Origin of the sequence: Paraburkholderia sp. USG1 (assembly GCF_031570135.1) — a bacterium.
In the GTDB taxonomy this organism is placed as follows: Bacteria; Pseudomonadota; Gammaproteobacteria; order Burkholderiales; family Burkholderiaceae; genus Paraburkholderia; species Paraburkholderia dioscoreae.
Genome location: NZ_JAMWXW010000011.1, coordinates 112047 through 135330 on the forward strand (window position 1 = coordinate 112047; position 23284 = coordinate 135330).

At 63.8% G+C, this 23284-nt stretch carries 20 protein-coding genes; 10 read left to right on the plus strand and 10 right to left on the minus strand.

Annotated elements, in window-relative coordinates; all coding sequences use genetic code 11:
- Positions 1-86 precede the first annotated feature (86 nt).
- The gene (locus NE850_RS16535; protein WP_007182437.1) at positions 87-1568 is read left to right on the plus strand and encodes an HD domain-containing phosphohydrolase; all 1482 of its coding nucleotides are present in this window, start codon (positions 87-89) and stop codon (positions 1566-1568) included.
- 93 nt (positions 1569-1661) lie between these two features.
- On the opposite strand, the gene NE850_RS16540 is transcribed toward NE850_RS16535, so the two are convergent.
- On the minus strand, positions 1662-2279 hold the full coding sequence (locus NE850_RS16540; protein WP_310698933.1) for a LysE/ArgO family amino acid transporter: 618 nt from the start codon (positions 2277-2279) through the stop codon (positions 1662-1664).
- Between the two features lie 97 nt (positions 2280-2376).
- Here NE850_RS16540 and NE850_RS16545 point away from each other — a divergent pair, with 97 nt between their 5' ends.
- Positions 2377-3270, plus strand: a complete 894-nt coding sequence (locus NE850_RS16545; RefSeq protein WP_007182435.1) for a LysR family transcriptional regulator ArgP — start codon at positions 2377-2379, stop codon at positions 3268-3270.
- A gap of 64 nt (positions 3271-3334) precedes the next feature.
- On the opposite strand, the gene NE850_RS16550 is transcribed toward NE850_RS16545, so the two are convergent.
- The 4 genes from NE850_RS16550 to NE850_RS16565 all read right to left on the minus strand — a co-directional run bounded on the left by NE850_RS16550 (position 3335) and on the right by NE850_RS16565 (position 7487).
- Positions 3335-4741: a heavy metal sensor histidine kinase gene (locus NE850_RS16550; protein WP_165185538.1), complete on the minus strand. Its 1407-nt coding sequence runs from the start codon at positions 4739-4741 to the stop codon at positions 3335-3337.
- Between the two features lie 47 nt (positions 4742-4788).
- Positions 4789-5472 (minus strand): heavy metal response regulator transcription factor IrlR, encoded by a 684-nt coding sequence (gene irlR, locus NE850_RS16555; protein ID WP_007182433.1) that lies wholly within the window; start codon positions 5470-5472, stop codon positions 4789-4791.
- A 23-nt stretch (positions 5473-5495) separates the two neighbouring features.
- Positions 5496-5876: a hypothetical protein gene (locus NE850_RS16560; protein ID WP_165185540.1), complete on the minus strand. Its 381-nt coding sequence runs from the start codon at positions 5874-5876 to the stop codon at positions 5496-5498.
- A 222-nt stretch (positions 5877-6098) separates the two neighbouring features.
- Entirely contained in the window at positions 6099-7487 is a 1389-nt protein-coding gene (locus NE850_RS16565; protein ID WP_007182431.1) for an NAD(P)/FAD-dependent oxidoreductase, read from the minus strand.
- Between the two features lie 158 nt (positions 7488-7645).
- Between NE850_RS16565 and NE850_RS16570 the strand changes: the two genes are divergently transcribed.
- A complete protein-coding gene (locus tag NE850_RS16570; RefSeq protein ID WP_007182430.1) occupies positions 7646-8617 on the plus strand; it encodes a LysR family transcriptional regulator in 972 nt (323 codons plus the stop codon).
- Positions 8618-8663: 46 nt separating this feature from the next.
- Here the strand turns inward: NE850_RS16570 and NE850_RS16575 are convergent, their stop codons facing one another.
- Positions 8664-9614: a LysR family transcriptional regulator gene (locus tag NE850_RS16575; protein ID WP_007182429.1), complete on the minus strand. Its 951-nt coding sequence runs from the start codon at positions 9612-9614 to the stop codon at positions 8664-8666.
- Between the two features lie 118 nt (positions 9615-9732).
- Between NE850_RS16575 and NE850_RS16580 the strand changes: the two genes are divergently transcribed.
- The gene (locus NE850_RS16580; protein WP_007182428.1) at positions 9733-10905 is read left to right on the plus strand and encodes a M20 aminoacylase family protein; all 1173 of its coding nucleotides are present in this window, start codon (positions 9733-9735) and stop codon (positions 10903-10905) included.
- A gap of 71 nt (positions 10906-10976) precedes the next feature.
- A complete protein-coding gene (locus tag NE850_RS16585; RefSeq protein WP_007182427.1) occupies positions 10977-12353 on the plus strand; it encodes an MFS transporter in 1377 nt (458 codons plus the stop codon).
- 61 nt (positions 12354-12414) lie between these two features.
- On the opposite strand, the gene NE850_RS16590 is transcribed toward NE850_RS16585, so the two are convergent.
- Positions 12415-13668 carry an MFS transporter gene (locus NE850_RS16590; protein ID WP_007182426.1) on the minus strand — a complete coding sequence of 418 codons (1254 nt, stop codon included), beginning with the start codon at positions 13666-13668 and terminating at the stop codon, positions 12415-12417.
- Entirely contained in the window at positions 13665-14654 is a 990-nt protein-coding gene (locus tag NE850_RS16595; protein WP_007182425.1) for a PRC-barrel domain-containing protein, read from the minus strand. The genes NE850_RS16590 and NE850_RS16595 overlap by 4 nt, the downstream gene beginning before the upstream one ends.
- A gap of 464 nt (positions 14655-15118) precedes the next feature.
- Between NE850_RS16595 and NE850_RS16600 the strand changes: the two genes are divergently transcribed.
- Positions 15119-16501 (plus strand): NCS2 family permease, encoded by a 1383-nt coding sequence (locus tag NE850_RS16600; RefSeq protein WP_007182424.1) that lies wholly within the window; start codon positions 15119-15121, stop codon positions 16499-16501.
- 126 nt (positions 16502-16627) lie between these two features.
- On the opposite strand, the gene NE850_RS16605 is transcribed toward NE850_RS16600, so the two are convergent.
- Together NE850_RS16605 and NE850_RS16610 are read right to left on the minus strand one after the other, a co-directional pair.
- Positions 16628-16810 carry a hypothetical protein gene (locus NE850_RS16605; RefSeq protein ID WP_007182423.1) on the minus strand — a complete coding sequence of 61 codons (183 nt, stop codon included), beginning with the start codon at positions 16808-16810 and terminating at the stop codon, positions 16628-16630.
- Positions 16811-16994: 184 nt separating this feature from the next.
- Positions 16995-17918 (minus strand): NAD-dependent epimerase/dehydratase family protein, encoded by a 924-nt coding sequence (locus tag NE850_RS16610; RefSeq protein WP_035518672.1) that lies wholly within the window; start codon positions 17916-17918, stop codon positions 16995-16997.
- 106 nt (positions 17919-18024) lie between these two features.
- Here NE850_RS16610 and NE850_RS16615 point away from each other — a divergent pair, with 106 nt between their 5' ends.
- From NE850_RS16615 to hutU, 4 genes are all read left to right on the plus strand, one after another.
- Positions 18025-18921 (plus strand): LysR family transcriptional regulator, encoded by an 897-nt coding sequence (locus tag NE850_RS16615; protein ID WP_007182421.1) that lies wholly within the window; start codon positions 18025-18027, stop codon positions 18919-18921.
- A gap of 368 nt (positions 18922-19289) precedes the next feature.
- Complete coding sequence (gene hutH / locus NE850_RS16620) at positions 19290-20813, plus strand: histidine ammonia-lyase (RefSeq protein ID WP_007182420.1); 1524 nt, start codon at positions 19290-19292, stop codon at positions 20811-20813.
- Between the two features lie 24 nt (positions 20814-20837).
- Positions 20838-21533, plus strand: a complete 696-nt coding sequence (gene hutC, locus NE850_RS16625; RefSeq protein ID WP_007182419.1) for a histidine utilization repressor — start codon at positions 20838-20840, stop codon at positions 21531-21533.
- A 62-nt stretch (positions 21534-21595) separates the two neighbouring features.
- Positions 21596-23284 (plus strand): urocanate hydratase, encoded by a 1689-nt coding sequence (hutU, locus tag NE850_RS16630; RefSeq protein ID WP_007182418.1) that lies wholly within the window; start codon positions 21596-21598, stop codon positions 23282-23284.

Consider the following 23284-nt stretch of genomic DNA (forward strand, 5'->3'; position numbering starts at 1 on the left):
ATTCGGGCCGCTTCCTGGAGCGGTCGAATGACCGATTCGACGCAGCCCGGCTGGACGGGCGGGTACTGACAACAAGGTCGAAAGCCATGCATGACATTTCTGCAATCCGGGTGCTGGACGCTGTCAAGGCGCTGGCGTTCATTGGCGACCTCAGCATGGGGCAGCCAACCGACCATTCGCCGCGCACCGGCTGGCTCGCGGCGCGGCTCGCGGCGGAGGCCGGTCTTGACGGCGCGCAATGCGATGTCGTCAGGGAAGTGTCCCTTCTGAGGTGGTCCGGTTGCACCGCGAACGCAACCGGTTTTTCCGACTGGCTCGGCGACGACATCGGCGGGCGTGCGGCGATGCTCGCCATGCGGCCGGACTGGGCCGGTGTCGGCGAATCACCGGCGCAAGTCGGCGCCGCGATCATGCCGCTCGCCCAGATCCACTGCGAAGTCTCCGGCGAGGTGGCTCACATGCTCGGGCTGGCTGATGCGACTCAGGAGGCGCTTCGGCGGATTTTCGAAAGTTGGGATGGCGGAGGTTTTCCGGGCCAGATGCCGGGCGGCGACGTACCGTCCGCGGTGTTCATGGTCGCGGTGGCCGGGGATCTCGAGATCCTGAGCCGGGTCTACGGTCTGGAGCGCGCGCAGATGTTGATCGCGCAGAAGGCGGGCCGGCAATATCCGGCGGAGTTGGCGCGGCTTGCCGCGGTTCGCGGAGCGGCATGGCTCGAAGAACTCGACCGTTCGGTCGCGCAACGTCGTGATGAGCCCATCTGCACGGACGCGATGCAGCTTGTCAGCGCGCCCGAGATCGTCGCCGATGTGATCGACCTGAAGCTGCCGTGGATGACCGGCTATTCGCGGCGAGTGGCCGGGACGGCCGCCGCCTGCTGCGCAAGTCTGGGCACCGGTGAGGAAACGCGGCGCCGCACGTATGTGGCGGGCCTGCTGCATGGCATGGGACGCATGGCGGTCCCCAACGCGATCTGGAACACGGCGGGCGGGCTTTCCCCTGCCGCATGGGAGAAGGTGCGCCTCGTGCCCTACTGGACCGCGCGTGCCGGCAAACAGATCGAAGGGCTGGCCCGGGAATCGGAGATCGCTTCTTTCGCGTACGAGCGCCTCGACGGTTCAGGCTATTTCCGAAGCAGTGCCGGCGATGCGATTGGACGCGAAGCGCGTATTCTCGCGGTCGCCGCCGCGTGGGTCGCGTTACGCTCGGCTCGCCCCTGGAGGCCGGCGTTCTCGCCGGATGAGGCTGCCGCTCTGCTCACTGAGCAGGCGCGGGCAGGGCGCTTCGACGCGGAAGTGGTCAAGGCAACAGTGTCCGCGGAACTCGGGGATTGCCGGGCGTCCGTTGAGGATGACCGGGCACGGAGTCCGAAAACAGGATTGCTTTCGCCACGGGAAGCCGAAGTGCTGAAACATATCAGTCTCGGTGCAAGCAACAAGGAGGTTGCCCGCGCGCTCGAGTTGAGCCCCAGTACCGTGCGAACGCATGTGGAAAGCGTCTTCCGGAAGCTCGAATGTTCCACTCGGGCAGCGGCTACATTGAAGGCATCCGCGCTTGGGTACATCTAGGCGTATGGCGGAAAACAGTGAAGAGCCGACAGCACGCTTTGCCGTCAGCGAACCAGAATGCGGTAGCCGTAACTGGCCGGAACGACGCGGCCTTCACCGCAGTTGCGTTACCGCGAGCAGCAATACCATGCTGCCGATTGCACCATCCAGCACGCGCCATGCCGTTGCCCGCTTGAAGAGCGGCGCGAGGGCGCGTGCGCCGTAACCCAGGCCGATGAACCAGATACCGCTGACCGCCATCGCGCCCAGCGCGAAGGCAACCCGCGCGCCTTCCGGCTCGCGCGCGCCGGCCGTGCCGATCAGCAGGAACGTGTCGAGATACACATGCGGATTGAGCCACGTGAAGGCGAGCGTCATCAGAATGATCGGTACGGCGCGCTGCACGGGCGCCGCGCTGCCGGCCTCGCTTTCCAGCACCGCGTGTTCCGGCCGCACTGCGCGGCGCAGCACGTTGATCCCGAACCAGGCCAGATACGCGAGCCCGACATACAGCATGGCGTGGACGAACACGGGATAACGCTCGACCAGTACCGAAGCGCCGCCGACGCCCGCGCCGATCAGAATGAAGTCCGACAGCGCGCACAGCGCGACGATCTTGCCGACGTGCGAGCGCATGATGCCCTGCCGCAACACGAAGGCGTTTTGTGCGCCGATGGTGACGATCAGAGATGCGCACAGGGCGGCGCCGTGAGAAAAAGACAGCCAGTTCATAGTCGATCCAGTAGACGGGAGAAGCGAACGGGGCTAGTCTGCGGGTTCGCTTGTCATAAGAGAAGCTAATTCACTTAATGCCGATTAAGGAAAGCTAATGCTCGACTATGCGTTGCTCGACGCGCTGGCCGCCGTGGTGCGCCACGGCTCGTTCGACCGTGCCGCCAGCGAGCTCAACGTGACGCCGTCCGCGGTGTCGCAGCGGGTCAAGCTGCTGGAAGAGCGCGTGGGGAGCGTGCTGGTGAAGCGCGGCCAACCCTGCGTCGCGACCACTTCGGGTGCGCTGCTGTGTCGCCACACCGAGCGCGTGCAATTGCTGGAAGCGGAGCTGACCGGCCGCCTGCCGGCGCTGCCCGGCGCGCTGGTCGAGCCGTGGCCGGCGCTGCGCGTGGCCGTCAACGACGACAGCGTGGGCACCTGGTTTATCGACGCGGTCGCGCAATTCTGCGTAGAACGGGAAATGCTGCTCGATCTGGTGATCGACGATCAGGACCATACCGCGCAGCGGATTCGCGACGGCAGCGTGCAAGGCGCGGTCACCACGCAGGCCGAGCCGGTGCAGGGCTGCCGCTCCACGCGTCTTGGGCGGATGCGCTATCTGGCGGTCTGTTCGCCGGACTTCCTCGCACGTCACTTTGCCGGCGGTGTTACGCGCGAGAGTTTGCGGCGCACGCCGTGCGTCGACTTCAATCCGAAAGACCAGTTGCAAAAGCGCTTCATGCGCCGCATCACGCGCGCGGAACTCGATCCGCCGTTGCACTGGATTCCGCATGTCGCCGGCTTTTTGCGCGCCTGCGTGACGGGCCTCGGCTGGGGCATGTGCCCGGAGCGCATGATCGCCCCGCATCTGGCGAGCGGGGAGCTGGTGGAAATGGCGCCCGGCAAGCCCATCGATGTCGATCTGTACTGGCAGAGCTGGCGTTTGTCGATCGGCTGGCTCGACGATTTCGGCGTGGTGCTACGCAAGCGGGCAGCGGAGTTTCTGGACTGAGAGTCCGCCATGCACGATCAGGTTGCCGCTCGATCTCTCCCATACGTGCCGGGCCGAGCTTCGCTCAACTGCCGGGCACATGCTTCGGAAACCGCAGACTGAATGTGGTGCGCCTGTGTGCCACGCTTTCCACGCTGCATTCGCCTCGATGTTCGTCCATGATCGATTTGACGATGGCGAGCCCGAGGCCCGTGCCGCTTGCCGAGTTGTGCCGCGATGGATCGACCCGGTAGAAACGGTCGAAGATGCGCTCCAGATGCGGACTGTCGATGCCCGCACCGGTGTCCGACACCGACAGCTGAGCGTAGTGCCGGTGCTCGCCGCACTGTATGTTGACGGTGCTGCCGCGCGGCGCGTGGCTCAATGCGTTCGAAATCAGATTGTTCAGCGCCCGTTGCACCAGCGGCACATCGCCTTCGAAGCACGCATTGCCCGATACGACGATCTCGACGCCGGCATCCGCGGCCATGATTTCGTAGTAGCCGGCGATCCGCATCGCTTCGCTGCGTGCATCGACGGACTGCAGCGTCAGCCGGCGGTGACCGCTGTCCGCACGCGCGAGGAACAACATGCTGTCGATCAGGCGCGCGAGCCGCTGGAATTCGTCCACACTCGATTCGATCACGCCGCGATATTCATCCGCTGAGCGCGGTTGCGACAGGGCGACCTGCGCTTCGGCGAGTAAATTGGTGAGCGGGGTGCGCATGTCGTGTGCAAGATCAGATGAAAATTGCGTGAGCCGTGTGAACGATTCATGCAGGCGTGCAAGCATCCGGTTGAAGGCGCGGCTCAGTTCCTTCAGTTCGCCGGGCATGTCGTGCTCGGGCAGCGGCTGCGCAAGGTGGCTGCTGGAGATCCGCTCGGCACGCGCTGTCAAACAGGCCAGCGGCCGCAGCCCGAGGCGGGCAATCGACCATGCAAGCAGCGCGTTCACCAGCGTCCCGGCCGTGATCACAACGAGCACGTTGAGTGCATAAGCGCGCAGCAACGCGCGTTCGCCGCGCGTGTCGTATTGCACGACCACGCGCACCTGAGTGCCGGACAAGCCGCCAAGCGGCGCCATCGCCACCAGAAAACGCAGCGGCTGTGTCCCGGCCGATACGCTCACGGGTACCAGGCCGGCGCGCACGGTCATCGTCTCCGCGTTCGGCCAATAGCCGCTAGTGCGGATGAGCGGCGCGCTTCGCGTGTCGAACAGGGCGATATCGAAGTTCTTGTGGCCGTACACCTGCTTGTGCCAGGTCTCACGATCGGCGCTGACCGCTGTAATGCTGGGCATGGTCAGGAGGCGCGTTTGCAGCGATGCGAGGATGGTGGCCATTTCACGCGCCGACGTGACCTCGAGACGCGTTTGCAAGCCGCGGTGCAGCAGGACGCCGTTGAATATCAGCAGCGTCGAGGTCGAAAGCGCGAACAGGACCGATAGCCTTGCGCGCAAAGTGCGCAGCAGGGGGCGCACGGGCTGCTTCATGGACCGGGCTTTCGCGCGCAAACGCATTGCCGTGAGCAGACTTCGCATCAAGACTGTGACAGGCCGCGCTCTTCCAGCACGTAGCCCATGCCGCGCACGGTGTGTATCAGCCTGGGTTCGTAGTTGTCGTCGACTTTCGCGCGCAGGCGCCGGATCGCGGCATCCACGACGTTCGTGTCGCTGTCGAAGTTCATGTCCCACACCTGGGAGGCGATCGTCGAGCGAGGCAGGATTTCGCCCTGACGACGCATCAGCAGCCAAAGCAGCGCGAATTCCTTGGCCGTGAGCAGGATCGTGTCGCCCTGGCGCGTGGCCTTGCGGCGCGTCAGATCGAGTACCAGGTTCGACACCTGCAGCGAGGCGGCGTCGCGGGGTTGTCCGCGTCGCAGGATGGAGCGGACACGGGCCAGCAACTCGGCAAAGTCGAACGGCTTGCCGAGATAGTCGTCGCCGCCCATTTCGAGGCCGCGCACCTTGTCGTCCACCTCGTCGCGCGCGGTGAGCAGCAGTACCGAGGTCGAATGGGTGCGGCGTAGATTTTTCAGCACTGTCCAGCCGTCCTGGCCGGGAAGCATGACGTCGAGGATGATCAGGTCGTAGTCTTCCGTCAGCGCGCGATGCTGGCCCGTCACGCCGTCCGCCACCCAGTCGACGGTAAAGCCCGCTTCGGTCAATCCCTTTCGAAGGTACGTGCCGGTTTTGATTTCGTCCTCGACGATCAGGATACGCATGGTTTTCTCTCCGGTGACGCTTTTCAGCGGCCGATACGCGTAGCGGGACTGCACGACATGGGGACGCGGGGTGCTTCGAGGCTGTGATCGTCGGCGGGCAGCTGGCTCGATGTCTGCGAGCGTGGCGATGTGCGTATGATCGCGGAAGACACTTCAAGCGATAGCAGGCCGCGTGTAAACAATGGGCCGTTCTGGCCTCCCGGCTTGCCGGAAGCCGATGCGGCTGCGGATACGGCTGCGCAGGACGGTTCGCCGCCGTCGAACAGCCCGTCAGGCTGATTCCACCAGAACGCCAGAGAGCTGATCGCAATGACAACCAGCGCGGCTGCCAGTGAGACGGGCTGTTCGATCTGAAGTCGCTCCCATTGCGCGGGGAAGCCCGTGCCCAAATGGGTGATGCGCATTGTCAGGCTTCGCATTCTTTGAAAATGCCGCATACCGTACGAGTCGAAAGTGAAACGGTTTCATCGTACGTTGACCTGATCGATATCAACATGAGAGCAAGATGACAATTTCGTCATATATGGCGCGTGCATATTTTGTTTCGGTATTCGACGCGCATGCTCGGTTTCGCATGGCTCGCTCATGCTCATGCTTAGCGAGCCGCGCGAGTGGCCATGCGTCCCTCAGTGCAGACGGATCACCGGATGCACGCGCCTGCGCAGCCAGTGGCTCGCCGTATCGAGCGCCATACGTGCGAAACCGGTCAGCGTCATGACGTGCCGGCGATAAATCAGCTTGTAGATCGCGCTAGCGAACCAGCCGTCGACGAACACCGGCTGCGTGAGCAAGCCGCTGCTGAGGTTGCCGATCGCGCCTTCACGCCCGAAGCCGACCAGCGTGCCGGCGTCGCGATACACGAACTCGGGCAGCGCTTTGCCTGTCACGCGGCACTTCAATGCACGCGCCAGAAACAGTGCCTGCTGATGCGCGACCTGCGCACGCGGCGCGAGGAAGGTGCCTGCGTCGTCGGCGGGACAGGCTGCGCAATCGCCGAGACCGAATACGTTCGCGTCGTTCGTGCATTGCAGGGTGCGATTCACGTTTATCTGTGCGTTGCGGTTTACGGCGATACCGTCCAGCGTGCGCAAAACCGGCGGCCCCGCGATACCCGCCGTCCAGATCGCGATGTCGCTGGCGAGCGGCGTACCGCCGTCGGTTAGCACGGCATCCGCTCGCACTTCGGTGACGCGCGTCGCGCTCAACACTTGCACGCCGAGGCTCTCGAGCATCTGCTCAGCGCGCGCCGAGATCGATTCGGATAGCGCGGGCAGTACGCGCCCACTGATTTCGATCAGACGGATGCGAAAATCGCGCGCGGGATCGAGCGAAAACGGACTGTAGCGATTCAGCAAACGCACCGTGTCGCGCAGCGCGGCGGCAAGTTCGACACCGGTCGCACCCGCACCGACGATGTTGATCGACACCGGTGTGTCCGCATGCGCGGTGCGTGCGCGGCGCGCGTGGCTCGCGCGCAGGCAGGCGTCGAGCAGCTTGCGGCGGAAGGCTTCCGCATGCGCGACCGATTCGAGCGGCAACGCATGTTCGGCGGCGCCGGGCACACCGAAATACTGCGTGACGCTGCCCATGGCCAGCACCAATGTATCGAAGGCGATCTGACGTGCTGGCAGGATTTCGCGGCCGTCCGCATCACGCAGCGCGCTCACGGTGATATGGCGTTGCGCGCGATCGAGCGCGGTGAGTTCGCCCTGTTCGAATTCGAAGCCGTGCCGTTGCGCTTGTACCGCGTATTGCAACTGATGCGTGGCGGGATCGAGCTGGCCCGAAGCGGCTTCATGCAACAGCGGCTTCCAGAAGTGCGTGGGCCAGCGATCGACCAGCACGATCCGCGCGAGGCCGGCACGCCCGAGCGATGCGGACAGGCGCGTGGCGAGCCCGAGTCCACCCACGCCGCCACCGACGATGACGATCCGATGCCCCGCCGTGTTTTCGTTTCGCTGCGCACGTTGCGCGCGTTGTGTCGTTGCGCCTGCCTGCTGATCGATTTGGATCATGATCGCTACCCTCCTGACGTTGTTCGCACCGGGGCCGGTGATGGCGCGGCGTGGAGCGCGCTACCGAAGATTCCCCGGCTCATCTGTCAGGCCAGTATAAAATCGGCGAAAACCGCAGCACAATTTAATGTTTATGCGGAACATATAGGTTTTCACTTATGTTAAAAGCCGCTACGTTTCGTCAGTTGAAGGCCTTGCATACGGTGGCGAAGCTCGGCAGCGTGTCGCGCGCGGCCGAAGAATTGCGGCTCACGCAGCCGGCTGTTTCGCTACAGGTGCGTTTGCTGGAAGAGGCTGCGGGTGCGCCGCTATTGCAGCGCGTAGGGCGTGGCGTGCAGTTGACCGCGGCCGGTGAGATTCTCGCCCGCTATGCGCTGGAAATCCTCGACCTGTGGAACGGCGCGGCGGACGATCTGGCCGCGTTGCACGGCGAGCAGGGCGGCACGCTGCGCATCGGCGCGATCACCACGGCCGAGTATCTGATCCCGCCGTTTCTCGTGCGTTTCACCGAATCGCGTCCGCAGGTGAAGGTGCAGTTCAAGGTCGGCAATCGCGCCGACATCATCCGTATGCTGGCTACGCATGAAATCGATCTCGCGGTAATGGGCAGCGCGCCGCGCGAATTGCGCACGGTAGCGACCGCGTTCGCCAAACATCCGATGGCGTTCGTCGCCTCACCCGCGCATGCGCTGATGAAGAAGAAGCGCCTGTCGCTCGACGATCTGCAAAGCGCCAATCTGTTCGTGCGGGAGCGCGGTTCGGGCACGCGTTCCACCGTGGAGAATCTGTTTCGCCTCGCGGGCCTCAAGCTTCATATCGGCTCCGAACTGTCGAGCAACGAGGCGATCAAGCAGTTGGTCGAGGCCGGCCTCGGCATTGCGTTTCTGTCGCTGCACGCATGTTCGCTGGAGTTTCAGGCAGGCCTGCTCGCGTTGCTGCCGCTGTCAGCCAATCCGATCGAACGCGACTGGTATGTGATGCATGTATCGGATAAACGGCTGCCGCACGTGGCCAGTCTGTTCCGCGATTTTCTGATCGAGCACGGCATGTCCGGCGCGGTGCCGGTGCCGCTGCCGACCGTCGCCGCTGCAAGGAAGCGCCGCCAGGCGCGTCAGGCAGACGGCGCGTAAGCCGTGTGAAAGGCGCGTGAATTCTCGCTATTAATCCATGCCGCAACTAAAGCAGCAATTCGATCGAATGAAACAGGCGGCGCTGCTCGGGGTCTTGCGAGCGCGCGCCTTCGTCGATCACTTCGCGCAGGCATTCGAGAAAGCACGCGGCCGCCGGACTCGTCGGCGCGCCGCGGCGTGACGTGATGCTGACGATGGTTTCATCCACTGTCTCACGCAGCGGCAGCGCCCACAATTGCTCCTTCGCGAGCGTCACTTCCACGAGCGGCCACGGAAAAATGCTGAGCATGTCCGTGTGCGCGAGCAGACCCAGCACGACCGCCAGCGAATGCGCGAGATGGATGGTGTGCGGCACCTGCATGCCGCGCTTGCGGAACACATTGTCCGAGATCGACTCGCGGCTCGCCGGATCCCAGTTCAATACCCACTCCGCGTCTTCCAGTTCGAGCAGTGTGCGGCAACCGGCTTTCGGATGATCGCGCCGCGCGACTACTGCCGAATGCGTGGAAAACAGCGGCACGTTGTGGAATTCCGATTGCGGCGATGCGGGCGGCGGCCGGCCGATCGAAAAGTCGAGGCTGCCGTCGCGCAATCGCGGCTGCACGACCGCCAGCAGTCCTTCGAAAAACTCCAGTTGCACGTCAGGCATGCGCAGCCGGAACCGTTGCACGGTGGGCGGCAGAAACGTCAACGCGACCCACGGCGTGACGCCAATCGACAGTTTGCCGGCCGCGGCGCCGCGTAACGCTTCGATCTCCGCGTGCGCGCGCTGCAATTGCCCGAGCACCACGCGCGCATGCACGACCAGCGCGCGGCCGAACTCGGTAAACGCGATGCCGCTCGCACTGCGCACCAGCAGCGGCGCTTGCAGATCGGCTTCCAGTTCGCGCATGGCCTTGGTCACCGCGGCGGGCGACAGATCCAGCGAGCGGGCGGCGGCCCGGATACTTCCAGTATCGGCAATCGCCGCCAAGGTGCTGAGCTGATGCAGTTTCATCTGACGAGGCGGAGATAAGGTGGCAACCAACGGTTGCTGCCGCAACGATTCTACGCCTGCCGCTGGAAAATCGGCGTCGTTATGCTGGGTTCACGCTTTTCATCGACGGAGACACCACGTGAACACTATGGCCATTCCGGCGGGCATCGCCGAACTCGAAGACGAAATGATCGCGCTACGGCGCCGTATTCACGCGCAGCCCGAACTGGCTTACGAAGAGTTCGCAACCGGTGATCTGGTGGCCGAACGCTTGCAGGAGTGGGGTTACAGCGTGCATCGCGGGCTAGGTCAAACGGGTGTGGTCGGGCAACTGAAAGTCGGCACCGGCACGCGCAAACTAGGGCTGCGCGCCGACATGGACGCGCTGCCGATTCACGAAACCACTGGCCTGCCGTACGCGAGCAAGGTGCCCGGCAAGATGCACGCGTGCGGCCACGACGGCCACACGGCCATGCTGCTCGCCGCAGCCAAACATCTGGCGCGGGAAAAGTGCTTCGACGGTACGTTGAATCTGATTTTCCAGCCCGCCGAAGAGGGCTTGGCCGGCGCGAAAAAAATGCTCGACGATGGTCTCTTCGACAGGTTTCCGTGCGACGCCGTGTTTGCGATGCACAACATGCCGGGTTTTCCGACCGGCAAGTTCGGTTTTTTGCCGGGCTCGTTCATGGCTTCGTCGGATACGGTGATCATCAAGGTGACCGGCCGCGGCGGTCATGGGGCGGTGCCGCACAAGGCGGTCGATCCGGTGGTGGTGTGCGCGCAGATTGTGTTGGCTCTGCAATCCATCGTCTCGCGCAACATCGCGCCGCTCGATATGGCGATCATCACCGTCGGCGCGATTCACGCGGGCGAAGCGCCGAACGTGATTCCGGAGACGGCCGAGATGCGTCTTTCGGTGCGCGCATTGAAACCCGAGGTTCGCGATTACTTGCAGGAACGCGTCACGGCAGTGGCATGCGGCCAGGCGGCCGTGTTCGGCGCGCAGGCGCATGTCGATTATCAGCGTCGCTATCCGGTTCTCGTCAACGATGCGGGCATGACCGTTCTTGCGCGGCAAGTCGCGCTCGACTGGCTCGGCGAAGGCGGCCTGATTGCCGATATGCAGCCGCTCACCGGCAGTGAAGATTTCGCGTTTCTGCTGGAGCGTTGTCCGGGCAGCTACCTGATCATCGGCAATGGCGACGGTGAAGGCGGCTGCATGGTCCACAACCCCGGCTACGACTTCAACGACGATTGCCTCGCCACCGGCGCGGCCTATTGGGTGAGACTCGCGCAGACGTTTCTGGTCTGAGGCCGGAGCTTCTGCATAAGCGGGCAGAGCAGCGCCTGCGCATCAGCAGCAAGAACATCACGGAGACACAGATGGATTATTCCGCCACATCGCGGCCCGCCGGCACTCAAGCGTTGGGCATGCAGAGCGCGTCGGCAGCACAGCCTGCAAGGCGCACGAGCCACGCCAAAGCGATTGCCGCGATTACACTCGGCAACGGCCTCGAGTTCTTCGACTTCACAATCTATAGTTTCTTCGCGACCATTATCGGCAAGCTGTATTTCCCGGTGGAAGGGCAACTCGCGCAACTGATGCTGGCGGTCGGCACATTCGGCGTCGGTTTCATCATGCGTCCGGTGGGCGGCATCGTGCTCGGTGCGTATGCCGATCGCGCGGGTCGCAAGGCCGCAATGAGCCTCACGTTGTGGCTGATGACGCTCGGCTCCGCGATCATCGCGTTCGCGCCGACTTACGCGGCGATCGGCATTGCCGCACCGCTGCTGGTGATTCTGGCGCGGCTGATTCAGGGTTTTGCGCTGGGCGGCGAGATCGGTGCGTCGACGTCGCTGTTGCTGGAGTACGGCAGCAACAAGACGCGCGGCTTCTATGGCAGCTGGCAGTTCGTGAGCCAGGGCTTGAACACGGTGTGCGGATCGCTGCTCGGTGTCGCGCTGGCGGCGGCGCTCTCGACCGCGGCACTGGAGAGTTGGGGCTGGCGCGTGCCGTTCGTGATCGGTATGGCGATGGGGCCGATCGGCATCTATATCCGGCGACATCTCGATGAGACGCTGCCGGGCGTCGAAGACGGCCCGGCGCCGCAGTCGGGCGACGGTGTGACGGCGGCTTGGCAGCCTGGTTCGCAGCCGGTGCGCACGCTATTTCGCGAGCATTCCCGCGTCATCACGACGGGCGTTTTGACGACGATCGGCGGCACGGCGGCAAACTATATCGTGCTGTTTTATCTGTCCACTTACGCGATCAGGATCTTGCATCTGCCGATGTCGTCGGCACTCTGGGCCGCGTGGACCGCCGCGATGGTGACGGTGATCTGTTCGCCTTTTGCGGGCGCGTTGTCGGATCGCGTTGGACGCAAGCGAGTGTTGTGGGTTTCTCGCGTGCTGCTGATCGTCGCCGTGTATCCGGCGTTCATGACGATCAATGCATCGCCGACAGTGCCGGTTCTGCTGTCGGTAGTTGCCGGACTGGCCGTGCTGGTTGCGTTTACCGCCGTGCCCAATATCGTCATGTTGCCGGAGATGTTTCCTCGCGAAATTCGCGCGACTGGCATGTCGATTGTCTATTGTCTCGGGGTTTCTATTTTCGGCGGGTTCGCGCAGTTTTTTGCTACCTGGCTGATTCAGGTTTCAGGGAGTCATCTCGCGCCGGCGTGGTATCTGATCGGGTGCGGGATGGTTTCTTTGTTGCCGTTGCCGTTTATGCAAGAGACTGCCGGGCGAGATATCGGGTAGTGGTTTTTTTTGCCCGCGCGGCCGTGTTCTTCCGGATGCCGCGCAGGCAAAAAGGCGGCGGTCACCGAGCCGCCGACTTTCCCCCATCTGCCACCGGCGCTTCGTCTTCAGCCGCGGCGTCCCGAGTCTCCGGCATGGCGGCCCACACCAGCAAAACCGCCAGCGCGCCGGCCGTGGCCAGACCAAAAAAGCTCACCGCATTGCCGAAATGATCGGCCACAAACCCGGCGGCGGTGGTGCTCAACGTAGCCCCGATCCCGGCTGCCAATCCGAACAGGCCGATACACAGGTTATAGCGTCCCTTGCCGCCCGCCACATCGGCGGCAATCAGCGGCAGCATCACCCCGAACACAGCAGCGCTCAAACCGTCGAGCATCTGCACCGGCACGAGCAAATAGGGGCTGCTGATTCCGGCAAACAACAACGCCCGTATCGGCAGCGCTGAAAAGCCGAGCAGCAGAATTGGCCGGCGTCCCCAACGCTCTGCCGAGCGCCCGACCCACGGCGACATGATCGCCACGATCGCCTGCGGCACGATGATGCACGCCGCGATCACGAGCTGCACGTTGTCGCCCATGCCGGCCGTCACTTCGCCGGCGGCGAGATTGAGCATCGCCGCATTCGACAGATGGAACAGCACGATGCACGCCGCGAACAGCAGCATCCGTTTGTCGCGCAACAGCTCGCGCAGACTCTCGCGCCGCTCGATCTGCTGCGGCGTCGGCGCGGCCTTCGGCAATTCGACGGTGTCCGTGCGCTGGATCATCGTCAGCGCGAACAGGGCGGGCACGGCGAGCGCGGCTGTCAGCCAGAACACCGCGCGCGGCGAATAGTACTCGCCGAACACGCCCATCAGGCCGGCTGCGACCGCGCTGCCGATCGACGCCCAGCGCGCATTGCGCCCCAGCCGGTCGCCGAGATTCGCGCGTCCCACCAGCGCGAACGAGATCGCGGCGAGCGCCGGCGTCAGCATGCAACTCGCGAAGCCGTGGAACACCTCGGCGGCGATCACCGGCAGCACCGTCGGACTGACGGCCAGCAGCACCGCGCTAAGAATGATCGCGATGATTGCCCAGGCCGCCGCGCCTTTCTTGTTGCGCAACGCATCGACAGCGGCGCCGCCGGGCACCTGGCTCACCATCGCGCTGATCGTGCCCACGGAGAGCGCCATGCCGATCTCGCCTTGGGTCCATTTATGCGAGGCGAGATAGGACGCGATGAACGGTCCAAAACCTGTTTGCACGTTGGCGACGAAAAAATTCAGCCAATCGAGCGCGCGCAAGCTGCGCGCCGTTACCAGAGTGCGGCCTGTCATCGGGCCGCCCGTGCGTTGGAAGCCGTCGTGGTCGTGGCTGCGGCGGCAGGCGCCGCGACGGCGGGCGCGGAAGCAGGGGCGGGCGCTGGCGCTGGCGCGGGAGGCGGCGCCGGCGACACCGCGCGGATCGGCTTGTCGCTGGCATAAGGAGGCGACGCGTTGATCTGCGCGTCGCTCAATTCGAGCAGCGGATGCAGCTCCTTGTCTTTCGTGACGAAGCGCAGCGCCGACCAGTTGGCGGCAATCGTGCGCCGTTCGGGGCTCACCATGCCGTTGACGTCGAGCACGACCGCCTGCGGCTGCGCGTTGGCGTCGACCAGCACGTCGATCACGCGGCCCACCTTGGCCCCGTTCGAGCGTTCGACCGTGGCGTCGATCAGCGGCAATTGCAAGGCGGCCGCGGCCGCCTTGGCCGGGTTCGCCGGAACCGCGGCGGCATTGAGTGTAATGGGAGCGGTTTTCGCGGTCGGCGTGAAGCGGAACGCGCTCCAAGGGAAGTTCACCTTGCGGTCGCCGACGCCGAGGAAACCCTGCAGATTCACGACCATCTCACGCGGCTTGCCGCCGGCGTCCGCGATCAGATCCACTGCGCGTCCGACCACCTTGCCGTCGGGCTTCTGCACTTCGCTATCGAGCAGTGCGCGCGCCTCGTTGCGCTCGATCGTGCGCAGCACGATCAGCGGCGGGGGCGGTGGAGGCGGTGGCGCAGGCGTGACGACGGGCGGCGGAGGCTCGACCTTGTGCGGCTTGACGACCGGTTTCCTCGGCTTTCTCGGCTGCTCGGGCTCGGCCGCTTCGGTCTCGACCGGTTCGGGCGCGGAGGCGGCCACCGGCGCGCTGGCGGGTTCGACGGGCATCACCGTGGCGTCGACGATCGGCGCCTGCTGCGGACCCCACAGCAGGCTGCTGCAACCGGACAGCGCGAACAGTGCGAACACGGCAAGAATCAGGTGACGCCAGGCAGGACGCGAAAAACCGCCGCTCATCAAGAAGGACTCCAAGGGCCGGTGCGGACGGGCGCAATGGGCCGCCGCGGTTAAAACGGGTACGGGCCAGAGTGTAACCCGCGACGTTGGGCGGCTGCGGTTTTGCAGGCAATCTGACAGGTGGCCCCAAGCATGGTTCATGCCGCTGCGCCGGTGTGTCGATGTGTCGGCGGGTCGCGCGCTTCATTGGCATGTGCCGAAACTCTCAAAACCCTTTCATCTCTTCGTGACGGACCGTAGGTGTAAACGCGCGGGCTGTGAGGCTGATTTGCCGTGCCTTAAACGATATAAGCGTCGCGACATGCCGGGCATGCCATTCATGCGATGGGAGACATATTTGTGTTGCCCTACATTTCGAGACAGCAAAAAAGACCCCATCCCACATTAAACCAACGCAACGAGACGAACCTGACGACGACCGTATCGACGGCCGTTTCAGCACGCTGATAAAGGAGGCACTCATCATGATGGAACCCCACGCCCAACCGATTTCTGAAGTCGGCGCCGAATCATTCGACGCAAAGGGCTTTCTCGACCGCTACTTCGAAATCTCTTCACGCGGCAGTTCTCAGCGTCAGGAAATCGTCGCGGGTATCACGACCTTTCTGGCGATGGTCTATTCCGTGTTCGTCGTGCCGGGCATGTTCGGCAAAGCGGGCTTCGACACCAGCGCGGTGTTCGTCGCCGTGTGTCTGACCACGGCCTTCGGCTCGCTGCTGATGGGCGTGTGGGCGCGTTTGCCGATTGCGATCGGCTGCGCGATTTCGCTGACGGCCTTCACGGCGTTCGGCCTCGTGCTCGGCAAGGGCCTGCATCCGAATGTCGCACTCGGCGCGGTGTTCCTGATGGGTGTCGTGTTCACCGCAATCTCGGTGACGGGCGTGCGTTCGTGGATTCTGCGCAATCTGCCGACAGGTATCGCGCACGGCACGGGCATCGGCATTGGCCTCTTCCTGCTCCTGATCGCCGCCAACGACGTGGGTCTCGTCGTGAAGAATCCCGGTGCGGGTTTGCCGGTGTCGCTCGGCAACATCACGGCGTTGCCGGCGCTGATGTCGGTGGCGGGACTCGCGGCCATCTTCGGTCTGGTGCGCCGCCGCGTGCCGGGCTCGATCCTGATCGTGATCGTGGCGATTTCGGCGATCGCGCTCACTATCGATCCGGCTGTGTCGTTTCACGGCGTGTTCGCCGTGCCGTCGCTGAGCGCGCCGGGTCATGCTTCGCTGATCGGCGCGATGGACCTCAAGGGTGCCTTGTCGATGGCGGTGCTGCCCAGCGTGCTGGCTCTCGTGATGACCGCGGTGTTCGATGCCACGGGCACGATCCGCGCCGTCGCGGGACAAGCGGGGCAACTCGATGAAAACGGCTGCATCATCAACGGTGGTCGCGCCTTGACGGCCGACTCGCTGAGTTCGATTTTCTCGGGCCTGCTCGGCGGCGCGCCGGCGGCGGCGTATATCGAATCGACGGTCGGCGTGGCGGCAGGCGCGAAGACCGGCATGGCGGCCGCGGTAGTCGGTCTGCTGTTTCTCGTGGTGATGTTCTTCTCGCCGCTCGCCGGCCTCGTGCCTTCGTATGCGACGGCTCCCGCGCTGATGTATGTTGGTCTGCTGATGCTCTCGAACGTCAGCAAGCTGCACATGGACGACATGGTCGACTCGATGTCGGGCCTGATGTGCGCGGTGTTCATTGTGCTGACCGCCAACATCGTGACGGGCATCATGCTCGGCTTCGCGACGCTGGTGATCGGCCGCGTGGTCAGCGGCGAGTATCGCAAGCTGAACGTGGGCACGGTGGCTATCGCGATCGTGCTGGTGGGTTTTTATCTCGGCGGCTGGGCGATCTGATGGTTGTGGGTAGGAAGCAGGACGTCATGCATTCCGGCGTCCCGCTTCGTAGAACAGCGCGAATAGTTCCGATTGCGAGTTGACGTTCAATTTCGCGTGCGGCGTCGAGCTCGAAGCGTCTACGCTTCAAAGCGCCATGTCGAAGGCCGGCTTGAGGAACAACTCGATCGCCATTACGGCGAGTCCCATCGCGGCCGCTGACAGCGTCAACGTGCCGTATTCGTCGTAGCGTGCATCGTAGAGACACGCCACGATGAAAAGAATCGCCAGCAGATTGGTTAGCCAATCGAAATTCAGCGCGTAAGTCATCGATCAAATCCGGGCTCATGCGCGACTCGGACTGTCGAATCGCGCGATCAGGTGAGCGCGATTCTATCGAGTTGAGCTTACGGATTCGCAACGGCTGCGCTTACATGGATTACGCTCTGGAGGGCGTCTTTGGGTGCCCGGAAGAAGCCCTCTTTGGGCCCGCTTCGACGCGAGCCCCCTTGGTTCACGCTTCGGACGAAGCACCCTTCGGCGACATCAACTCCTGCTCGATCCAGTCGATCACCGAAGTACGCCTGGGTTGCCAGCCGAGCAGCTTGCGGGCGCGCTCGCCGCGCACGCGGCTGTTCGAACCGAGCCCATACGAAGCCATTTCGTAGCCCCATTCCTTTTGTGCTTCTTCGAGCGGCCAGTCTTGCGGTTCGCCGAGCTTCATCGCGCGCGCAATCGCGGCGCTCATGTCGCGGAACGACGCCTCGCCGCTTTCGACGAAATAGAACGTGCCCGCGGGCGTTTTCTCGAGTGCGAGGCGATAGAGTTCGGCCACGTCGTCGATATGCACGTTCGACCAGATGTTGCCGCCGCTGCCCACGTGACGCACCACGCCGCTCTTCTGCGCCTGACGCACGAGGCGCGGCAATTGCACGCTCGCGCTGCCGGGGACCGCGCCGTGGCCGTAAATCAGCGTGTTGCACAGTACGGCCGAGCGGATGTTCTGCTGCGCGGCGTCGAGCACGAGTTGATCGATCGCCACGCGCGCGGCCTTGTCGGCGGTCGGCTCGGGCAACGCGTCTTCGTGATAGATGCGCGCCTGACCCGCTTCGCCGCCCGACGCATCGCCGACGATGCTCGAACCGCTCGTGTGCAGAAACGTTTTGCCGGACCCGGCGAGTCCTTCGATCAGCGCCTTCACCGCGCCTTCATGGTCGCTGCTCGCGGCATTGATGACGGCGTCGGCGGCTTTCGCTTCGGCGATCAGCAGCGCGCGGTCGTCGAGTGTGCCGATCACGGGTTCGATACCGAGCCGCTTCAGTTCGGCGCTATGTTCGGGGTTGCGAATCAGACCGCGAACGCTGTGGCCGGCACGCGCGAGATGCGCTGCAATGGATCCGCCGATAAAACCGCTTGCGCCTGTGATGAAAATCTTCAAGTCGTTCTCCTTGTTGAGAAACACGATGACATGCACGCAGTATCCGCCTTCTTGATTCTCGCAAAAAGCGTGTTAGTCTCAAATCAAACTTGATTTGAAATCAACAATGAAAACTTCGACCGACGAGTTGCTGGTGTTCGTCACGGTGATCGACAGCGGCTCGATCACCGCGGCCGCTGAGAAGCTGGGCCAAACCGTTTCCGGCGTGAGCCGCGCGCTCACACGCCTTGAAAAGAAACTCGATACCGCGCTGGTGCGGCGCACGACACGCCGTCTGCAGCTCACCGAAGAGGGCGAGACCTTCCTGCAGCGTGCCCGCGCGATTCTGCACGCGATGGAAGAAGCCGAAGAGTCCGTCACGCGAGGACGCGAGCGGCCGTCGGGGCGCCTGCGTGTCGATGCCGCGTCGCCCTTCATGCTGCATTGCGTGGCGCCGCATATGACGGCGTTTTCTGCGCTGTATCCGGAGATCAGGCTGGAATTGACCAGCAACGAACGGATCGTCGATCTGCTGGAGCAGAAGGTGGACATCGCGATTCGCATCGGCGAGTTGCAGGATTCGACCTTGCATGCGCGTGCGTTGGGCACCAGCAAGCTGCGGGTGCTCGCGAGTCCGGCGTATCTGGCCGAATATGGCGAACCCAGATCGGTGGAAGCCTTGCGCGAGCATCGGCTGATCGGCTTCACGGCGCCGGAGCATCTGAACCGCTGGCCGTTGCGGGAAGGGCGCAAGGGCGGGGCCGCAGCGCTGAAGATCGAACCGGCGATCACTGCATCGAGCGGCGAGACATTGCGGCAACTGGCGTTGTCGGGATGGGGCATCGCGTGTCTGGCCGACTTCATGAGCGCGGCCGACGTGCGCGAGAAGCGCCTCGTGCCGATTCTCGGCAATGTGCTGGTGGATGAGCGGCAACGGGTGAGCGCCGTGTATTACCAGAGCGCGTCGCTGGCGGGGCGCGTGCAGTGTTTTCTGGATTTCATCGCGGCGCGCGTGAGGCTTTAGCGGCGTTGTTCGATTCGTTCGCCCGAAACGAAGCCCGCGGCTTGCCTGAGCCCGCGGGCTTTTTTTGCGCCGTCAGCGGCCTCGCCTATAACGCTCCTATGAGCACGGAGCGGCGGCCGGTCAGAGGCGGAATTTTTTTGTCCGCGTGGCGCCTGCTATTTTGAAGGTGTATATACAAGTTAAGTCCGCCGGACGGGAAGTGCGATACGTAGCGGGCGACCGCTGGAGGTGTTGGCATTGGCAAGATCCACGCCAAGCATGCGTTGCAACTTAATGGAAACTCCCAGGCCGAATCCTCAAAAAACAAGTTGTATATACAAGGAGGCGCCGCTAGACTTCTCTCGAATTGTATAGACAGGACGACAACCATGATGAATCTGAAGCCCGGCCACCTGACTCTCCCGCAACTGCGCCAGATCGCGCGCGAACACGTCGCGTTGCAGCTCGATCCCGCCAGCCATGCCGCGATCGACGCCTGCGCGCAAGCCGTCGCCGATATCGCCGCGAAGGGCGAGCCGGCCTACGGCATCAACACGGGCTTCGGGCGCCTTGCCAGCACGCATATTCCGCACGACCAGCTCGAACTGCTGCAGCGCAATCTGGTGCTCTCGCACGCGGTCGGCGTGGGTGAGCCGATGTCGCGTCCGGTCGTGCGTCTGCTGATCGCGCTGAAGCTCTCGAGCCTCGGCCGCGGCCATTCGGGCATTCGCCGTGAGGTGATGGACGCGCTGATCACGCTGTACAACGCGGACGTGCTGCCGGTGATTCCGGTCAAGGGTTCGGTCGGGGCATCGGGCGACCTTGCGCCGCTCGCGCATATGTCGGCGGCGCTGCTCGGCGTCGGCGAAGTGTTCGCGAAGGGCGAGCGCATGCCGGCCACCGAAGGTCTCGCGCTCGTCGGCCTCAAGCCGCTCACGCTGCAAGCCAAAGAAGGGCTGGCGCTCCTGAACGGCACACAGGCTTCGACGGCGCTCGCGCTGTACAACATGTTCGCCATCGAAGACCTGTACCGCACCGCGCTGGTGTCGGGCGCGTTGTCGGTAGATGCCGCAATGGGTTCGGTCAAGCCGTTCGACGCGCGCATTCACGAATTGCGCGGCCATCAAGGTCAGATCGACGCGGCGGCGGCATACCGCTCGCTGCTGGAAGGTTCGGCAATCAACGTCTCGCACGCCGATTGCGACAAGGTGCAGGATCCGTACAGCCTGCGCTGCCAGCCGCAAGTAATGGGCGCGTGTCTGGATCAGATGCGCCACGCGGCCAACGTGCTGCTGCTCGAAGCGAACGCGGTCTCCGACAATCCGCTGATTTTCCCCGACACCGGCGAAGTGCTGTCGGGCGGCAATTTCCACGCGGAGCCGGTCGCCTTCGCGGCCGACAACCTTGCGCTCGCCGCCGCGGAAATCGGCGCGCTGGCCGAACGCCGCATCGCGTTGCTGATCGACGCGACGCTGTCGGGTCTGCCGCCGTTTCTCGTGCGCGATGGTGGTGTGAATTCGGGCTTCATGATCGCTCACGTCACGGCTGCGGCACTCGCCTCGGAAAACAAGACGCTCGCGCATCCGGCTTCGGTCGATTCACTGCCCACTTCGGCGAATCAGGAGGACCACGTGTCGATGGCGACGTTCGCCGCGCGCAAGCTCGGCGACATTGCTGAAAACACCGCGAACATTCTGTCGATCGAACTGCTGGCCGCCGCGCAAGGCGTCGATCTGCGCGCGCCGCACAAGACCAGCCCGAGCCTGCAGAAAGCGATGGACGTAGTGCGCAAGGACGTCGCGCACTATGAGCTCGACCATTACTTCGCACCGGATATCGCGGCAGTTACGCGTCTCGTGCAGAACGGCACGATCGCGAAGCTGAGCCCGTTCTCCTTCGCGTCCGAACAGTAAGTTTCAAGCACGCATATCAAGCCAATGAACGCACCGGCCTATCAGGGCATCAAGGACTTCATCCTCGCGCGCATCCATGCGGGCGAATGGGGTGAAGGCGACCAGGTGCCCTCCGAAAACGAGCTTGCGCGCGAATTCAACGTGGCGCGCATGACGGTCAACCGCGCGTTGCGCGAGCTGACCTCGGAGCAGGTTCTCACGCGCGTGCAAGGTTCGGGCACTTTCGTAGCCCGTCCCAAGTACGAATCGACGCTGGTGGCGATCCGCAGCATCTCCGACGAAATCGTCGCGCGCGGTCATCGTTATCAGGCAAAGGTGCTGCACATCGGCGCGAGCATCGCCGACGAAGCGCTCGCCGAGGAAATGCAGGTGAGCGCGGGCAGCCCGGTGTTTCATTCGCGCGTGCTGCATTTCGAAAACGACGAGCCGGTGCAGCTCGAAGAGCGGTGGGTCAATCCGGCGGTCGCGCCCGAGTACGCGCTCCAGGACTTCACCAACACCACGCCGAACCAGTATCTCGTGCGCGTCGCGCCGTTGCAGCGGGTCGAGTACCGCATCGAGGCGCTAGCCGCCGACGCCGATACGCGCGAACTGTTGACGATGGACGAGATGGAGCCGTGCCTCGTGCTGCATCGGCGCACGTGGTCGCAAAGCCAGGTCGCTTCGATCGCCAATCTCTGGCATCCCGGCAGCCGCTATCGCTTCACCGGACATTTCTGACTACGCCGTCTTTTCCGAACCCGAATCTTTTTCGACCATCTTCAAGCATTCCGAGGGCCATCATGAACAACCCGAAACACATCGACCCGCGTCTCGATCCGACCCGCACGATCCGCGCACCGCGCGGCGCGGAAAAGACCTGCAAGACCTGGATCGCGGAAGCCGCGTACCGGATGATCCAGAACAATCTGGACCCGGAAGTCGCCGAGCATCCGCATGCGCTGGTCGTGTACGGTGGCATTGGCCGTGCGGCGCGCAACTGGGATTGCTTCGATCAGATTCTCAAGTCGCTGAAGGATCTGAACGAAGACGAAACGCTGCTGATTCAATCCGGCAAGCCGGTCGGTGTGTTCCGCACGCATGCCGACGCGCCGCGCGTGCTGCTGGCGAATTCGAATCTGGTGCCGCATTGGGCGACGTGGGAACACTTCCACGAACTCGACCGCAAGGGCCTGATGATGTACGGCCAGATGACGGCGGGCAGCTGGATCTACATTGGCAGCCAGGGCATTGTGCAGGGCACCTACGAGACGTTCTTCTCGGTGGCGAACCAGCATTTCAACGGCGAGCCGAAGGGTCGCTGGATTCTGACCGGCGGCCTCGGCGGCATGGGCGGCGCGCAGCCGCTCGCGGCCACGATGGCCGGTTTCTCGATGATCGCGGTGGAATGCGACGAGACGCGCATCGACTTCCGCCTGAAGACGCGCTACGTCGATAAGAAAGCGAAGACGCTCGACGAAGCGCTCGCCATGCTCGACGAAGCGAAGCAGGCCGGCAAGCCGGTGTCGATCGGCCTGCTGGGCAATGCCGCCGACGTGTTCGCCGAGTGCGTGACGCGCGGCATCACGCCGGATTGCGTGACCGATCAGACCAGCGCGCACGATCCGATTCACGGCTACCTGCCGCAAGGCTGGCGCGTCGAAGACTGGCGTGAGCGCATGAAGACCGCGCCGGATTCGATCATCACGCCGGCCAAGCAGTCGATGGCCAACCAGGTGCAAGCCATGCTGACGCTGCAGGAACGCGGCGCCGCCACGCTCGACTACGGCAACAACATCCGTCAGATGGCGCTGGAAATGGGCGTGCAAAACGCGTTCGATTTCCCGGGTTTCGTGCCGGCGTATATCCGGCCGCTGTTCTGCGAAGGCAAGGGTCCGTTCCGCTGGGTCGCGCTGTCGGGCGATCCTGAGGATATCTACAAGACCGATGCGAAGGTCAAGGAATTGATCCCCGACGACCCGCATCTGCACAACTGGCTCGACATGGCGCGCGAACGCATCGCGTTCCAGGGGTTGCCCGCGCGGATCTGCTGGGTCGGCGTGAAGGATCGCTATCGTCTGGGTCAGGCGTTCAACGAAATGGTCAGGAACGGCGAACTGAAGGCGCCGATCGTGATCGGCCGCGATCACCTCGACACCGGTTCGGTGGCGAGCCCGAATCGCGAAACCGAATCCATGAAAGACGGCTCGGACGCAGTCAGCGACTGGCCGCTGCTCAACGCGCTGCTGAATACGGCGGGCGGCGCCTCGTGGGTGTCGCTGCATCATGGCGGCGGAGTCGGCATGGGCTTTAGCCAGCACTCGGGCGTCGTGATCGTCGCCGATGGCACGGATGCCGCAAAAGAGCGCCTCGGTCGCGTACTGTTCAACGATCCGGCTACCGGCGTGATGCGTCACGCGGATGCGGGCTATGAACTCGCGCAGCAAACGGCGCGCGAGGCAGGTCTCAATCTGCCGATGCTGGGCCGCTGA

Bases quoted from the DNA above. Each gene is read 5' to 3' on its own strand.
- NE850_RS16535 (WP_007182437.1), top strand. From the start codon at position 87: ATGCATGACATTTCTGCAATCCGGGTGCTGGACGCTGTCAAGGCGCTG.
- NE850_RS16540 (WP_310698933.1), bottom strand. From the start codon at position 2,279: ATGAACTGGCTGTCTTTTTCTCACGGCGCCGCCCTGTGCGCATCTCTG.
- NE850_RS16545 (WP_007182435.1), top strand. From the start codon at position 2,377: ATGCTCGACTATGCGTTGCTCGACGCGCTGGCCGCCGTGGTGCGCCAC.
- NE850_RS16550 (WP_165185538.1), bottom strand. From the start codon at position 4,741: ATGAAGCAGCCCGTGCGCCCCCTGCTGCGCACTTTGCGCGCAAGGCTA.
- irlR (WP_007182433.1), bottom strand. From the start codon at position 5,472: ATGCGTATCCTGATCGTCGAGGACGAAATCAAAACCGGCACGTACCTT.
- NE850_RS16560 (WP_165185540.1), bottom strand. From the start codon at position 5,876: ATGCGCATCACCCATTTGGGCACGGGCTTCCCCGCGCAATGGGAGCGA.
- NE850_RS16565 (WP_007182431.1), bottom strand. From the start codon at position 7,487: ATGATCCAAATCGATCAGCAGGCAGGCGCAACGACACAACGCGCGCAA.
- NE850_RS16570 (WP_007182430.1), top strand. From the start codon at position 7,646: ATGTTAAAAGCCGCTACGTTTCGTCAGTTGAAGGCCTTGCATACGGTG.
- NE850_RS16575 (WP_007182429.1), bottom strand. From the start codon at position 9,614: ATGAAACTGCATCAGCTCAGCACCTTGGCGGCGATTGCCGATACTGGA.
- NE850_RS16585 (WP_007182427.1), top strand. From the start codon at position 10,977: ATGGATTATTCCGCCACATCGCGGCCCGCCGGCACTCAAGCGTTGGGC.
- NE850_RS16590 (WP_007182426.1), bottom strand. From the start codon at position 13,668: ATGACAGGCCGCACTCTGGTAACGGCGCGCAGCTTGCGCGCGCTCGAT.
- NE850_RS16595 (WP_007182425.1), bottom strand. From the start codon at position 14,654: ATGAGCGGCGGTTTTTCGCGTCCTGCCTGGCGTCACCTGATTCTTGCC.
- NE850_RS16600 (WP_007182424.1), top strand. From the start codon at position 15,119: ATGATGGAACCCCACGCCCAACCGATTTCTGAAGTCGGCGCCGAATCA.
- NE850_RS16605 (WP_007182423.1), bottom strand. From the start codon at position 16,810: ATGACTTACGCGCTGAATTTCGATTGGCTAACCAATCTGCTGGCGATT.
- NE850_RS16615 (WP_007182421.1), top strand. From the start codon at position 18,025: ATGAAAACTTCGACCGACGAGTTGCTGGTGTTCGTCACGGTGATCGAC.
- hutH (WP_007182420.1), top strand. From the start codon at position 19,290: ATGATGAATCTGAAGCCCGGCCACCTGACTCTCCCGCAACTGCGCCAG.
- hutC (WP_007182419.1), top strand. From the start codon at position 20,838: ATGAACGCACCGGCCTATCAGGGCATCAAGGACTTCATCCTCGCGCGC.
- hutU (WP_007182418.1), top strand. From the start codon at position 21,596: ATGAACAACCCGAAACACATCGACCCGCGTCTCGATCCGACCCGCACG.